Origin of the sequence: Pandoraea sp. NPDC087047 (genome assembly GCF_044745225.1) — a bacterium.
In the GTDB taxonomy this organism is placed as follows: Bacteria; Pseudomonadota; Gammaproteobacteria; order Burkholderiales; family Burkholderiaceae; genus Pandoraea.
In genome coordinates this window covers 395,378-410,186 of sequence record NZ_JBIUZU010000001.1, presented here as the reverse complement: position 1 = coordinate 410,186, position 14,809 = coordinate 395,378, and the positions used below count along the sequence as shown (strand labels likewise).

Sequence of the window (14,809 nt, the reverse complement as noted above, 5' to 3'; positions counted from 1 at the left end):
ACGTGACTCAAATGCTCGGCAAGGTACCGGCGGGCACGAGGGCACTCAGGTGCCGCTGTGCGATGAGTTCGCTTGCGCCCTCGATGTCCGGGGCGAAATAGCGATCCTTATCGTAGAACGGAACCGACTGGCGCAGCAGTGCGCGGGCACGTTCGAGGGCCGGCGTCGATTTCACACCTTCGCGGAAATCCAGGCCCTGACAGGCCCCGAGCCATTCGATCGCAATAATGCCCTTGACGTTATCGGCCATCTCCCAAAGCCGTTTGCCGGCATTGGGCGCCATCGACACGTGGTCTTCCTGGTTGGCCGAGGTCGGGAGACTATCAACGCTTGCGGGATGTGCCAAGGCCTTATTGTCGGATGCCAGGGCTGCGGCCGTCACCTGCGCAATCATGAAACCGGAGTTCACGCCGCCATTGGCCACGAGAAACGCGGGCAATTGGGACATGTGTTTGTCCATCATCAGCGAGATGCGGCGCTCGCTCAGCGCGCCGATTTCGGCCAGCGCCAACGCGAGATTGTCCGCGGCCATCGCCACCGGCTCGGCGTGGAAGTTGCCGCCGGAGATCACGTCGCCCTGTTCCCAGAACACAAGCGGGTTGTCCGATACGGCGTTCGCTTCGACGGCCAGTACCTCAGCCGCCTGACGGATTTGCGTGAGGCACGCGCCCATGACCTGCGGCTGGCAACGCAGCGAGTACGGATCCTGCACCTTCTCGCAATTGGCGTGCGACTGGCCGACCTCACTCGTCTCGCCGAGCAGATGACGGTAGAGCGCTGCCGCGTCGATCTGACCGCGCTGGCCGCGAGCGGCGTGAATGCGGGCGTCGAACGGGGCGCGCGAGCCGAGCATGGCTTCGACCGTCATGGCGCCGCAGACGCTCGCGGCGGCGAACATATCCTCCGCTTCGAACAGACCGCGCAGTGCGTAGGCGGTCGAGACTTGCGTGCCGTTAAGCAGTGCCAGACCTTCCTTGGCGGCGAGCGTGAGCGGTTCGAGTCCGGCGACGGCGAGGGCTTCGCGGGCGTTCATCCACTGACCGCGATAGCGTGCCTCACCTTCGCCGAGCAACAGCAGCGACATGTGCGCGAGCGGGGCGAGGTCGCCTGAGGCGCCCACCGAGCCTTTGAGCGGAATGCGCGGGTACACCTCGGCGTTCACGAGCGTGACGAGCGCGTCGATCACCTTGCGGCGAATGCCCGAGAAGCCGCGCGCCAGGCTATTGATCTTGAGCACCATGATGAGACGCACGAGGGCGTCGTCAAGCGGGGCGCCGACACCGGCGGCGTGTGAGAGCACGAGCGAGCGCTGCAGGTTTTCGAGGTCTTCGTGAGCGATGCGCGTCGAGGCGAGCAAGCCGAAGCCGGTGTTGATGCCATAAGCCGTGCGGCCTTCGGCCACGATACCTTCGACGCAGGCCACGCTGTTGTCGATGGCGGCATAGGCCTGCTCGTCGAGCGTGAGGGTGGTCGGGGTTTGATAGACGGTGCGCAGTTGCGCCAGCGTGAGCGTTCCGGGCGTCACGAACAGTTGTGCCATGGACGAAATTCCTTGATTCGACATTGTCGGGGGGTGTCTTCTCTTGCTTTACTTTGCGGTGCCCATCATCGGCAGGTTCAGGCCATGCTCGCGGGCGCAATCGATGGCGACGTCGTAACCGGCATCGGCGTGACGCATGACGCCGGTCGCCGGATCGTTGTTCAGCACGCGAGCGATGCGCGCCGCGGCGGCATCGGTGCCGTCGCACACGATCACCACGCCGGCGTGCTGCGAGAAGCCCATGCCCACGCCGCCGCCGTGGTGCAGCGAGACCCACGTCGCGCCGCTGGCGGTGTTGAGCAGGGCGTTGAGCAGCGGCCAGTCCGAGACGGCGTCCGAGCCGTCGCGCATGGCTTCCGTTTCGCGATTGGGGCTGGCGACCGAGCCGGAGTCGAGATGGTCGCGGCCGATCACCACCGGCGCCGAGAGCTCGCCCGAGCGTACCATTTCGTTGAACGCCAGTCCGAGCTTCGCGCGCAGGCCGAGACCGACCCAGCAAATGCGTGCGGGCAAGCCCTGGAAGCTGATGCGCTCGCGCGCCATGTCGAGCCAGCGGTGCAGGTGGGCGTCGTCGGGGATCAGTTCCTTGACCTTCGCGTCCGTCTTGTAGATGTCTTGCGGATCGCCCGAGAGCGCTACCCAGCGGAACGGACCGACGCCACGGCAGAAGAGCGGACGAATGTAAGCGGGCACGAAGCCGGGGAAGTCGAACGCGTTGTGCACGCCTTCTTCCTTGGCCATCTGGCGGATGTTGTTGCCGTAGTCGAACGTCGGCACGCCCATCGCCTTGAAATCGAGCATGGCCTTGACGTGCACGGCCATCGACTGCTTGGCGGCCTTCACGACTTCGGCGGGCTTCGAGCGCGCACGCTCGCGGTAGCTGTCCCACGTCCAGCCGATCGGCAGGTAGCCGTTGAGCGGGTCATGCGCGCTGGTCTGGTCGGTCACCATGTCCGGGCGCACGCCGCGACGCACCAGCTCCGGCAGAATCTCGGCCGCGTTGCCGCACAGGGCGATAGAGACGGCCTGACCGGCCGCGGTGTATTTGGCGATGCGGGCGAGGGCGTCGTCGAGGTCCGTGGCTTGCTCGTCGACGTAACGCGTGCGCAGACGGAAGTCGATGCTGCTCTGCTGGCATTCGATGTTCAGCGAGCAGGCGCCGGCCAGCGTGGCGGCGAGCGGTTGCGCGCCGCCCATGCCGCCCAGACCGGCGGTGAGCACCCAGCGTCCCTTCAGCTTGCCGCTGTAGTGCTGACGGCCCGCTTCCACGAACGTCTCGTAAGTGCCTTGCACGATGCCCTGGCTACCGATGTAGATCCACGAACCGGCGGTCATCTGGCCGTACATGGCCAGCCCTTTGGCGTCGAGCTCGTTGAAGTGCTCCCACGTGGCCCAGTGCGGCACCAGATTCGAGTTGGCGATGAGCACGCGCGGCGCATCGGCGTGCGTCTTGAACACGCCCACGGGCTTGCCCGACTGCACGAGCAGCGTTTCGTCGTCGCCGAGCGTCTTGAGCGTTTCGACGATCTTGTCGAAGCATTCCCAGTTGCGCGCAGCGCGTCCGATGCCGCCGTAGACCACGAGAGCGTTCGGATTTTCGGCGACGTCCGGGTCCAGGTTATTCATCAGCATGCGCAGCGGGGCTTCGGTGAGCCAGCTTCGGGCATTGAGCTGCGTGCCGCGCGGGGCGCGGATCGTGACATCGCGATATCGGGGGGATTGGCTCACAGTGATTCCTCTGGTTCTGTGCATATGATGACTTGTACAGTATTGTATATACAAGACATCGAGAACTAGGGTTTTCACGAACGGCATTAGCCGCAGGCCGGCGTGTGCTGGCTCAGGAGACAAGCGAGACGAGCGCGCCCGAACTCACTCGGCGTCGCCGAAGCGGCCTTCGAGCCGGTGACGCGAGCCGGGGTGCAGCAGGCGGGCGACCGAGACGACGCGCTTGCCCGACCACGTTCGCCGACGAATCAGCAGACAAGGCTCGCTGCGCGGGATGTGCAGCATCTGCGCTTCGTCAGGTGTCGCGGTCACGGCTTCCACGACATGCTCGCCGGACGTGAGCGGCGAGGTGCGTTGAAGATACGCATTGGGTGTGAGCCGGGTGAAGTCCTGCTCGAGATAGTTCGGCGCGAGGGCCGGGTTGACGAAGCGGTCTTCGATCTGCACCGGCACGTTGTCCTGATAGTGCACGATCACCGAATGAAACAGCTTCTCGCGTTCCTGCAAGCCCATGGCGAGCGCGCGTTCGGGACCGGCCAGTTCCTCGCGCAGCAGCTTCACTTCAGCGCGATGGCGATGTCCGTGTTCCGAGATCTCGTCGGCAATGTTGTTGACGGCGAGCAGCGGCGAGTGCGATTTCGGCTCTGCCACGAACGTTCCCACGCCCTGCATGCGCACGAGCCGGCCTTCGGCGGTGAGCTCGCGCAGCGCGCGATTGACCGTCATGCGGCTCACGCCGGACTGCTCGACGAGCTCGTTTTCCGACGGCACGCGGTGATGCGGCGGCCACACGCCACTGTCGATCTGACGGCAGATGAACTGCTTGAGCTGCAAATAGCGCGGCGCGAGCCCTTGTTCGTTGAGCGTTTCAGCAGTCGGCTGGGCGGTTTGACGTGGCACCTTGTTAGGCTCTCCGGTCACGAATGTGCGGGTAGGAAAGCCTGAAGGATAAGCGAATCGCCGCGTCAGAGGAGAAAAAAACGGCACGCCTGCGCACTGCACGGCTTGAGGCTGGCCATGCCAAGGGTGTGCGAAAGCGTGCCCAAGGGTGAGCCGGTCCGTCATGCAACGCCACACCATGTCCACAACGTTGCTTGCCGACTCCGGTTCTCGCGAAGTCCCCGAGGTGAGGCTCAAGCCCCCCGCCGTGGGGCGGCGGGGGGCAGTACAACGTGACGCATCTGTACAGCCGTACTACAACTTCAATCCTTCAAGACGCTTAGAACGTTTGACGGATACCCACGCGCACGATCGTCTGCGTCGACGTGGCGGAGGAGATGCCGTTGCCCACGTCGCCGACCGAAGCCGTCGCCGAGACAACGTTGCCGAACGTGTCGAGCGTGCTGCCCGACGCCTTCTGGTAACCGACCAGGCCGTAAAGCGACGTGCGCTTCGACAGGGCGTAGTAGGTGGCCACGTTGAACGTGTGGTACTTCGGACCGCCCGAACCCTTCACGTCGCTGCCCTGCGTGAAGTTGTACGCAGCAGCCAGACGCACGGCCGGGGTCAACTGGTACGCCACGCTGGTGCCGATGGTGTTGAACGTGAAGCCGCTGGCGAACGTCGACAGGGCACCCGGGGTGTAGTGCACGTTGCCGTACTGAATACCGACTTGCGTAGCGCCGAACGTGTAGGAACCGGCGGCGGAGAAGATGCGCTGGCTGGCGGCCGAGGCGAAGCCTTCGTTGATCGACGACGCGAACGTGCCGTCATACGAACCGCTCCACGTGCTCGTCGAGGTGCCGTAGGCGTTGGTAGCCTGCAGGTAGCCCACGCCGAATGCGACCGGGCCGCTGGCGTACTGGCCGCCGACACCCCAGGTGTTCTGGTTCTTCACGCTGCCCGGCTGACCGCCGAAGCCGTAGATCGCGCCGAACTGGAAGCCGCCGTACACCGGGCTTGCCCACTTCACCGAGTTGTTCACGCGCGACTGGTTATCCTGGTTGTCGATATCGCCCGGATGTGCGCCCATGCCGGTCACGTACGTGCCTGCGCTGATCGGGCCGACGAAGTCGACGATCGGATCGTACTGACGGCCGAACGTGAGCTTGCCCAGCGTGGCGCTTTGCAGACCGACCCATGCCTGACGGCCGAACAGGCGGCTGCCCTGACCCAGCGTGCCGTTACCGATGTTGAAGCCGTTTTCGAGCTGGAAAATGGCCGAGTTGCCACCACCCAGATCTTCCGAGCCCTTCAGACCCCAACGGTCACCCGACCACGTACCGCTCGCGAAGCCCCAGGTCGAACCGTTGACATAGTTGATTGGTGCACCGACGCCACCCTTCGAGTTGGCCGTGCGCTGGCCGCTCGTGTAACCCACGCCGGCATCGACGATGCCGTACAGGGTGACGCTGCTTTGCGCGTAGACCGGAACCATGTAACCGGCCAGACCGCCAAGGCCGAGTGCAGCGAGAAGAATACGTTTCATAATATTAGTAATCCTAAATTTTCATTGCAGGAACATCACGAAAACGCACCGGCAGTTCCCCGGTGTGGGGCGGGTTTTCCAAACTGTCGGCGTTACTTACCGGTGGGTTTCACCTCCGGGAAGTCCGGTGACGCTCAGCCAGGTGGCAACGGCCACGACCAGCGCGTCGATATCGTCGAAGTTCTCGGTGCCTGGCACGGCCGGGGCATCGAGGACGGTAAAAACCGGTTTGCGCCACTGCAGGCCGAGGGCGATTTCCGAGAGCGTGCCGAGCCCGCCGCCCACGGCGACGAGGCATATCGATGCACGAGCGATGAGGGCATTGCGCGTGATGCCCAGCCCGGTGGGCAGCGCCACGCTCAGGTGCGGATTGGCGTCGCCGGCATGGTCCTCGGGCAGCAGACCGATCACGATGCCGCCGGCAGACGACGCCCCGGCGGACGCCGCTTCCATCACGCCACCCTTGCCGCCGCACACCAGCGCGATACCCGCGGCAGCCAGCGCTTCGCCGATGCGTTGCGCCGCATAGAGTTGCGCGGGCGAGGCTTCGCGCGGGCCGATGAGGCCGACAGGCGTCACATGCCGCGACGGGCCTGCCTGGCGGGCCGCCAGTTGATCGAGTGCGAGGCGGGCCGAAGCCGACCACTCATTGAGGATGACGCCGTACAAGACACTCTCCGAGAGCGAGCACACCGCTGCATACCGCCATCAATACGAGCGACAGCGCGGCAGCTTGAGGAAAATCCGTTTGCCCGTCCGACATCTTCAGGAACATGAGCAACGGCAGGATATTGATCTGGGTACCGGCCAGCGCGAGCGCCGTGCCGTAGGTCCCCATGGCAATGGCGGTGACGAGACACCACGCGGCGGCCAGCGTCGGCCAGAGTTCGCGCAGGGCTACGTCGATAACCGCGCGCAGGGGCGTTGCCCCCAGCGTGAGCGCGGCTTCGATGGGGCGACGGTCGAGGTTGGCGATGGCCGGATACACCATCAGCGCCACGCGCGGGATCAGGTAGTAGGCGTAGGCCGCCACGAGCCCCGGCGCCGTGTAGATCAGTGCGCCGAGACGCACCGGATCGGCGCCGAGCGAGGCGAGCGTCATCGTGACGAACCCCGAGCGGCCGAACGCCAGAATGAAGCCGTAGGCAATCACCAGCCCCGAGAACGCGAGCGGTACCCCCATGGCGGCGAGCCAGACGCGGCGCCGGCTCGGTGTCTGACGCGCGAGCGTGACGGCAATCAGCGTCCCCACGATCAACGACACGGTGCCTGCGCCGAGCGCCAGCGCGAGCGAGCCCATGAAAGCGTCGCGCACCAGCGGGTCGACGGCGATGGCCGAAAAGGCGGCGCCATTGCCGTCGAACGCGGCGGCGACCAGCGCGGCGAGCGGCAAACCGAAGCCGAGCATGAGCACGACCGCGGAGGGCAGGCCGCCGAAGCGGCGCACCCAACCGCGCGGCGCGTCTTTGGCGCGCTGCGCGGATTGCGGCCGATGGGGCTCAAGAGGCTCGGCCGGACTGGCCGATACGCGCGCTGACGTCATGGTGCCGGAACTCACTTGGCGAGCGCGGCAGCCGACCACAGACGATCGACTTGCGCCTTCTGCGCAGCGGCGCGGGCGACGTCGAGCGGGTGGACTTGGGGGGCGTCCGGCATGCGGGCACGCATCTCGGCCGTGAACGGCGTGCCCGGCACAGCCGGGCGCACATAGCCTTGCGCGAAGAGCGACTGGCCGACCGGGCTCATGATGAGGTTCAGCCAGAGCTTGGCGGCGTCCGGATTCGGACCGTTCTTGACCAGGCTGATCGCATACGGTGCCGAGACACTGGCGTCCTTCGGAATCACGACCTGTGCGGCGTCGCCCATGCCGTCGGTGTACTTGGCCTTGAGGCCGTCGTTCTCATAGCCGATGAGAATCGGGATCTCGCCCTTGACGAACTTGGCGTACGGTGTGGTGCCTTCCACGCGCATCACGTTGCCGGCGTCGCGCAGCTTGCCGAAGAAGTCGGCGCCCGGCTTCGGGTTGTCGACGTTGCCACCGAACGCGTAGGCGGCGGCGAAGACTGCCACCTGACCCTGACCGGTCGAGCGCGGGTCCAGATACACCACGGAATTCCTGTACTCCGGCTTGAGCAAGTCCGCCCACGTTTGCGGCACATGCTTGACCAGCTTGGTGTTCACGAGGAACGCGATATTGAGCGAGTGGATCGTGAACCAGCGGCCGTCGTTGTCGCGAAAGACCTTCGGCAGCGTGTCGAAGTTGATCGGCTTGAACGGGGCGACGACATCTTTCTGCACGGCGTCGAGCGCCGAGCCTGCGAAGTAATAGGCCGTATCGGCTTGCGGACGGCGGCGCGACTTGTCGAGCGCCACGACCGTCGCGGCCGAGCCGATGTCGTTATACGTGATCTCGACCTTTGGATAGCGCTTGCGGAATTCGGCGAACAGCGCCTTCCAGTTGGCCCACTCGGGGCCGGTGTCGAACGACACCACCAGACCTTCCTCGGCGGCCTTGGCGTACAGCTCGGCTTCGCCCGGGTAGAGCGGTGCTGCGGCCGTGGCGGAGGCGCCAGCTTGTGCGAACGCCGAACCGGCAGCACCCGTCAGCAGGGCAAAGGAAGCGGCGAGGGTGGCCAGTGCGGGCAGGGCACGCGAGCGCAGGGAAGGGGCGGGGTGAATCATCGACATAGCTCCGTCTGGGGCATGGGGTAAGAAATTCGTGGCGGGTCGCATCGGGGCAATCTCTCGGCAATTTCAGCCGGCGACCGGCGGCAGCACGCGCAAATGCGCGGGGTCCAGGGCGATGGCGAACGACGCTGGCGTGCGGTTTTCGCCGAGCAGCGGGGTCGTTGCGCCATCGGGCAGGAAATCGAAGCGGCACGTCGCGCCGAAAAAGCGCACCGCGCCGGGGTGTCCGTCCAGACGATTGATGGTGCTCACCGGCGGATCGCACTGAATGTGTTCGGGGCGCACGAGCAGCGAGACGGCCGTGCCCGGACGCCACGCGCCGGTGTCCACGTGCAGTTCGGCAAAGCCGGTATCGACCATGCCGTGGCGCACCACGCGCGCAGGCAGCACCGTCGACAATCCCGTGAAGCTCGCGACCGTGGCGCAGGCCGGGGCGTCGTACAGGCGTTGCGGCGTGTCGATCTGCAACAGGCGTCCGTTATCGACGACGGCCACGCGGTCGGCCAGACTCAACGCTTCGTCGCGATCGTGCGTGACGATGAGCGTGGTGGCGCCGCTCGCTTGTTGCAGCGCGCGAATCTCGTCGCGCAGTTGCTGACGGATACCGGCGTCAAGCGCGGCGAGCGGCTCGTCGAGCAGCAGCACGCGCGGGGAGACGGCCAGCGCGCGGGCCAATGCCACACGTTGCTGCTGACCGCCGGAGAGCGAGGTGGGACGACGCGTCGCGAACTCGGCCAACCCGACACGGGCAAGCATGTCGAGTGCCGCACGTTGACGCTCGGCCGTCTTCACCCCGCGCATGCGTAGCCCATAGGCCACGTTATCGGCAACGCTCAGGTGCGGGAACAGCGCGTATTGCTGGAACACCATGCCAACGTGGCGACGCCACACCGGCACGCCCCCAACGTCTTCACCGCCGATGGCGATGCGTCCGAGATAGCCGTCGAGCAGACCGGCAACCAGTCGCAACACGGTGGACTTGCCCGAGCCGCTGCGGCCCATCACGGCGAGCAATTCGCCCTGGCGCGCTTGCAGGCTGACGCCGTCGAGGCCCTGGGCGGCGCCGGCGTAGCGGAAGCTGACGTTTTCGAGAGTGAGACTCATGAACTGACCTTCTGGCGGGAAGCGGCAACGATCGACAGGCCGGTGGCGGCGAGCGCGAGCACCAGCAGTACGACGGTGGCGGCGCAGGCGAAGCCGGTTGCGCCGTAGAACGCCTGGAGCAACACCACCGGATAGTTGCGATAGCGGAAACCCGCGATGAGATTGGAAATCTGGAATTCGCCGATGGACAGCGCCGCGACCATCACGAGTCCGGCTACCAGGCTATGCGTGAGATTCGGCACGGCGATGGTCAGAAACTGACGCAGTGGCGAGGCGCCCAGCGTGGCGGCGCAATCTTCGAGCTTGGCGATGTCGAGATGACGCAGGTCGGCGAGCAGGGTCTGTGTGAGGTACGGCAGCGTGAGCACGGTGTGGGCGAGCACGAGCAGCCAGAGCGAGCCCAGCCACGGCAGCGTGTCGCCGCTGAAGACAGCGATATAGCCGAAGCCGAGCGTCAGCGCGGGCACGGCCACCGGCAGCAGCGTCACCACACGCGTAATCGCGCCGCGTCCGCTGCGGGCGCGGTGATGCAACGTGTAGGCGAGCGGCAGACCGACTAGCGCGGTCATCACACAGCAGCTCAGCGCAACGATGAGGCTCGTTGAGAACGCGCGCCGGAACGACGGATCGCCGGCCAGGTCCATGAACCAGTGACCGGTGACACCGGTCGGCAGCACCGTGTTGGTCCACGTCTGACCGAACGCCCCCACCAGCAGCAAGAGCACCGGCAAGCCCAGATAGATCAGGAACAGCGCGGCGACGGCACGCACGATCCAGATCAGCACACCGGTACGCTGGCGCGGCTGCGAACGCCCCGCGGCACCTGCATCGGCAGGGGCTGGGCTGTGCCGGGGCGGCACAGTTTGGGCAAGGCGGTCGGCGTGGACGTCGGACATCGGGGAAACCTGAGCGGCATACGGTTACGAAATTGCGGTGGTCGACCGGATGTCCTTGAAGGCCTTGCGGCTAAGGGGGGACAGCCATATCGACGTTGGGCGAGAGTTTCGTTGTCTGAAATGTCATCGTCATGAAGAAAACACACGAATCGGGCATCGTGCTGTGCGAAAACGGAACAGTTGGCGAGTCCATCCCGGATCGTCGCGAGTTGCCGCCATCGAACGCAAACCCACGTCTGTCCTACCTCCGAGATGCGCCATTGCTATCCCAACATCGCCGAATTGCTCGCTTTTACCAGCGCGGCGAGACACTTGAATTTTTCTCGTGCCGCCCGTGAGCTGGGCCTGACCCCGAGTGCCGTAAGCCGCCAGATCGCAGCGCTGGAGGGGTTGGTGGGCACCGAACTGTTCGTGCGCGAAGGCCGTCACCTTGTGCTTACCGAGGCCGGACGCCGCTATCATGATCGCGTGGCGGAGCCGCTTCGCGAGATCGGCAATGCCTCGCTGGAATTGATGACCTCACGCGGGGAAAGCGATTTGCTGACGATTGCCAGCGTGCCGACGTTTACCACCAAGTGGCTGATTCCGCGTCTGCCGGATTTTCTGGCGAGTACGCCCGGCGTGACGCTGAGCTTCAGCCGCCATCTCGCCCACGGTGATCCGTTTCCGTTCACGCTGGACGCCGCCGTGCGCTACGGCGACGGCACGTGGGAGGGCGTGGTGAGCGAGTATCTGGACGGACGCCGTTTCGTGCCCGTATGTGCGCCATCCTTTCTCGCGCGTTACCCGCTCGAGTCGGTGGCCGACATTGCCCAGGCGCCGAGGCTGGTGCACAACCAGGCGGAAGAGGTCTGGGGGACGTGGACCACTTGCTACGACGTCGCGCCGCACGCGCAGCGTCCCGGCCCGCGTTTCGAGCAGTATTCTGTGCTGCTTCAGGCGGCGGAAGCGGGCATGGGCGTTGGGCTGGTGCCGGCGTTTCTGGCGCGTGAGGCGGTGACGGCCGGACGTCTGGTCGAGCCGGTGGATGCGGGCGTGGACGTGCCGCGCCACGGTCATTACCTGTGTTATCCGCGAGAGCGGCTGCAACAACGTACTGCCTTGCGGCACTTCCGGGAATGGATGTTGGCGCAGGCGTCCCAAGGATAAGGAAGATGCAACACAAACGTAGCGGTTTCCGGTTACTCCCCATTGCAGGGTTCGTCGCCACCATGCTGATTCATCCCCATGCTTTCGCCGCTCAGGGCGAATGTCCCGCGCCCCCGCCCGGCAGCCCGGATATTCGCGCCATGGGCTACTACGCCGACGCCGCCAGTTCGGTGATCGACCCCCGGCTTCTGGCGCAAAACGAGGCGGCCGTCAAACCGCTGAACGACTTCGCGGCGCACCTCGCGAAGACCGCCGACGCCTATGCCAGGGACGGCGACGAGGCGGCCGCGCGCTGCACGTTGACGTGGCTCGACGCCTGGGCCGACAGCGGCGCGATGCTCGGGCGCATGGAGCACGTGAACAACGACCAGTCCGATTACATGCGTCAGTGGACGCACGGCGCAGTGGCGCTCGCGTATCTGCGCACGCAGGCGTTGGCCACGCCGCAGCAACGCGCGTCGATCGAATCGTGGTTGCGTCGTCTGTCGAGCGCGAATCTCGCGTACTGGGACAACCCGAAGCACAAGCGAAACAACCACTACTACTGGACGGGCGTGGGCATCATGGCAACGGCCGTCGCCACGCGTGACGATGCGTTGCTCAAGACCGCGCAAGGCATCTATCGCACCGGGATCGACGCGATTCAGCCGGATGGCAGTCTTCCGATGGAGATGGCGCGCAAGCGTCGTGCTTTGCATTACCACGACTACGCGACGGCGCCGCTCGTCCTCATGGCGGAATTGGCGCGGCTTCGCGGGGAAGACTGGTATGCCTATCGCCCCGAGGCGCTGGCGCGCCTCGCGGGCCGGGTGGCCGACGGCTACCGCGATCCGGCATGGTTCAACGAACAGTCCGGTGCGGTGCAGGAGACGGCGACGCCAAAGGCGTCCAGCGGCTGGGTCGAGTTCTATCGCCTGCGCTCGCCGGATCCGGCACGCTTTGACGCGATGCATGCGGCCGGCCCGTTCAAGGATCCGCGCATGGGCGGCAATCTGACGCTGATGGCGAAGCAGGGCATCGTCCCGTCGCCCAGGTGAGCAACGGGACGGGGGGCTAACGAGGACTAACGAACATCAACGCGACGCGCTCTGCCGCGTCGCTTGTCCCTTCGCCTCGAGTACTTGCGTGAACGACGTGTCGACGATCTTGCTCACGTCGAATCGATTCGGCAGTGCTCCGGTTTGCGTCAGGAAGTCGCTCGTGCCCTGATAGTCGGCCACGGCTTGCTTGTCGACGGGGTCGATCGTCATGCCTGCCTGACCGATCCAGTGACGTGCCACTTCTCGATCCAGACCGGCTTTCTTCGCCCACTGATCGGCGTAGACCTCCTTGTGGCTCTCGACCCATGCACGCGCCTTTTGCAGACGCACGAGGAAGTCGGCAATCGCCGCATGCTTCGCGCTCACCGACGGGCCGTACGCGGCAACGCTGCTCAGGCCCGGCATCAGGTTGCGGGCCGTGATGATCGGGCGCGCGCCGTTATGCACCACCTGTTGCGAGATGTACGGCTCCCAAACGGGGAAGGCATCGATCGAGCCATTGGGCAGCGCAACGGCGGCATCGACCGGCATGAGTTTGACGAATTGCACGTAGTCCGTCGGCAATCCGGCTTTCTCAAGCGCGCGCAGCGTCAGTTGCTGGCTCCACGCGCCGGGCCAGTAGGCGACCTTCTTGCCCTTGAGATCCTGAATCGTCTTCACGGGCGAATCTTTCGGCACGAGCAGCGCAATCGTGTCCGGGTTCTGACGCGAGACGGCGATCAGCTTGACGGGGGCGCCTTTCGCGGCGAGGAACAGAAAACCCGAGTCACCGAGAAACCCGAGATCGAGTGCCCCGGCGTTGAGGCCTTCGGCGACCGGCGCTGCCGACTGGAAGTGCTTCCATTCGACCTGATAATTCGCGCCCTCGAGCGCCCCGGAGGCCTCCATGGAGGCGCGCACGTTGTAGTAGTTCTGATCGCCGACGCGCAACGTGACACCTTGCGCGTGTGCCGCGCCGGTGTGCATGACACCGAGCGCCGTGAAGGCGGACAGGGAGAGGGCCGGAACAGCAAAGCGGGCGCGACGAATCCAGCGCAGCAACATCATGACACCTATGTAAGGAAAAGCGATTGAGAAAACGTGGAGTAACGGAAGCGGTCGCTGAACTCACGCCGCCTGCAATGTGCGCAGCCGGTCGAGCTCGGCGGTATGCCGGCGGATGGCGGGAATGAGCGTCTCGCCGTAGCGCATCGTGTCGCCCAGCGGATCGAAGCCGCGAATGAGGAACGTGTCGACGCCAAGCTGGTAATAGCGGCCGAGGGCCTTCGCGACCTGTTCGGCCGTGCCCACGAGCGCCGTCGAATTCCAGCGCGCCCCGGTGGCCTTGGCAACGCCCATCCAGAGACGTTCGTCGAGCACATCGCCGCGTTGCGCGGCAGCCAGCAGTCGCTGCGAGCCAACGTTCTCGGGCGCTTCAGTGCGCAACCCGAGGCTCGCGCGCGTCGCGTTGACCTGACGCAACACTTCGTCGGCGCGCTCCCAGGCCTGCGCCTCGGTGTCGGCGACGATGGGACGGAAAGAAATCGAGAATCGCGGCTTGCGACCGTGGCGTTGTGCCGCGGCGCGCACACGGGTAATCAGCGATTCCACGGCGTCGAGCGGTTCGCCCCACAGCATGTAAGTGTCCGCATGACGAGCGGCAACGTCGAGGGCGGCGTCGGACGCGCCGCTGAAGTAGATCGGAATATGCGGCTTTTGCCACGTCTGCACGGCGGGCGACGCCTGCTCGAAGCGGTAGTGCCTACCGTCGAAATCGACCGGACCCTCGGCGGTCCAGATGCGTTTTAGCGCGTCGAGATACTCGTCGGTGCGGCCGTAACGGGCGTCGTGCTCCAGGAAGTCGCCGTCGCGACGCAGGTCGGCATCGTTGCCGCCGGAGACGACGTTCAGTGCGAGGCGTCCGCGCGAGAATTGATCGAGAGTGGCGAGTTGGCGGGCGGCCAGCGGCGCGGCGATCACGCCCGGGCGGTAGGCGAGCAGAATGCCCAGGCGCTGCGTCGCGGCGGCCACATGGCTGCTCACGAGGCTGCCTTCCGGGCCGTTCGAGAAATAGCCGATCAGCGCACGGTCGAAGCCTGCGGTCTCATGGGCCTGCGCCATGCGCGTGATGAACGTGGGATCGACGGCCGCGCCCGAGGGTTGATCGACTTCGGACCCCGGCGCAGCCGTGATCATCCCGATAATTTCTACGCTCATGAATGCACTCCAGTACAGGCAAAGCGCGAGCGTAGCGGGC

Annotated in this window: 13 protein-coding genes; 2 read left to right on the top strand and 11 right to left on the bottom strand. The window is 65.5% G+C overall.

Features of this window, described 5'->3' with window-relative positions:
* Positions 1-7: 7 nt before the first annotated feature.
* From hutH to ACIPHM_RS01665, 9 genes are all read right to left on the bottom strand, one after another.
* Complete coding sequence (hutH, locus tag ACIPHM_RS01705) at positions 8-1,540, bottom strand: histidine ammonia-lyase (RefSeq protein WP_400323850.1); 1,533 nt, start codon at positions 1,538-1,540, stop codon at positions 8-10.
* Between the two features lie 48 nt (positions 1,541-1,588).
* Complete coding sequence (gene hutU, locus ACIPHM_RS01700; RefSeq protein WP_400323847.1) at positions 1,589-3,268, bottom strand: urocanate hydratase; 1,680 nt, start codon at positions 3,266-3,268, stop codon at positions 1,589-1,591.
* 144 nt (positions 3,269-3,412) lie between these two features.
* Positions 3,413-4,168 (bottom strand): histidine utilization repressor, encoded by a 756-nt coding sequence (gene hutC / locus ACIPHM_RS01695; RefSeq protein WP_400323844.1) that lies wholly within the window; start codon positions 4,166-4,168, stop codon positions 3,413-3,415.
* 319 nt (positions 4,169-4,487) lie between these two features.
* The gene (locus ACIPHM_RS01690; RefSeq protein WP_400323841.1) at positions 4,488-5,696 is read right to left on the bottom strand and encodes a porin; all 1,209 of its coding nucleotides are present in this window, start codon (positions 5,694-5,696) and stop codon (positions 4,488-4,490) included.
* 96 nt (positions 5,697-5,792) lie between these two features.
* Positions 5,793-6,365 carry a TIGR00725 family protein gene (locus ACIPHM_RS01685; RefSeq protein WP_400323838.1) on the bottom strand — a complete coding sequence of 191 codons (573 nt, stop codon included), beginning with the start codon at positions 6,363-6,365 and terminating at the stop codon, positions 5,793-5,795.
* Complete coding sequence (locus ACIPHM_RS01680; RefSeq protein WP_400324302.1) at positions 6,343-7,104, bottom strand: ABC transporter permease; 762 nt, start codon at positions 7,102-7,104, stop codon at positions 6,343-6,345. The genes ACIPHM_RS01685 and ACIPHM_RS01680 overlap by 23 nt, the downstream gene beginning before the upstream one ends.
* 146 nt (positions 7,105-7,250) lie before the next feature.
* A complete protein-coding gene (locus ACIPHM_RS01675) occupies positions 7,251-8,378 on the bottom strand; it encodes an extracellular solute-binding protein (RefSeq protein ID WP_400323835.1) in 1,128 nt (375 codons plus the stop codon).
* 72 nt (positions 8,379-8,450) lie between these two features.
* Entirely contained in the window at positions 8,451-9,488 is a 1,038-nt protein-coding gene (locus tag ACIPHM_RS01670; RefSeq protein WP_400323832.1) for an ABC transporter ATP-binding protein, read from the bottom strand.
* On the bottom strand, positions 9,485-10,384 hold the full coding sequence (locus ACIPHM_RS01665) for an ABC transporter permease (protein ID WP_400323829.1): 900 nt from the start codon (positions 10,382-10,384) through the stop codon (positions 9,485-9,487). Before ACIPHM_RS01665 ends, ACIPHM_RS01670 begins: the two co-directional genes overlap by 4 nt.
* Positions 10,385-10,636: 252 nt before the next feature.
* On the opposite strand from ACIPHM_RS01665, the gene ACIPHM_RS01660 reads away from it, so the two are divergent.
* Both ACIPHM_RS01660 and ACIPHM_RS01655 read left to right on the top strand, forming a co-directional pair.
* Positions 10,637-11,533 carry a LysR substrate-binding domain-containing protein gene (locus tag ACIPHM_RS01660; RefSeq protein ID WP_400323826.1) on the top strand — a complete coding sequence of 299 codons (897 nt, stop codon included), beginning with the start codon at positions 10,637-10,639 and terminating at the stop codon, positions 11,531-11,533.
* Positions 11,534-11,538: 5 nt separating this feature from the next.
* Positions 11,539-12,570 (top strand): polysaccharide lyase, encoded by a 1,032-nt coding sequence (locus tag ACIPHM_RS01655; protein ID WP_400323823.1) that lies wholly within the window; start codon positions 11,539-11,541, stop codon positions 12,568-12,570.
* Positions 12,571-12,606: 36 nt separating this feature from the next.
* Here the strand turns inward: ACIPHM_RS01655 and ACIPHM_RS01650 are convergent, their stop codons facing one another.
* Positions 12,607-13,620: an ABC transporter substrate-binding protein gene (locus ACIPHM_RS01650; RefSeq protein ID WP_400323820.1), complete on the bottom strand. Its 1,014-nt coding sequence runs from the start codon at positions 13,618-13,620 to the stop codon at positions 12,607-12,609.
* A 60-nt stretch (positions 13,621-13,680) separates the two neighbouring features.
* A complete protein-coding gene (locus ACIPHM_RS01645) occupies positions 13,681-14,769 on the bottom strand; it encodes an LLM class flavin-dependent oxidoreductase (protein WP_400323817.1) in 1,089 nt (362 codons plus the stop codon).
* Positions 14,770-14,809 lie beyond the last annotated feature (40 nt).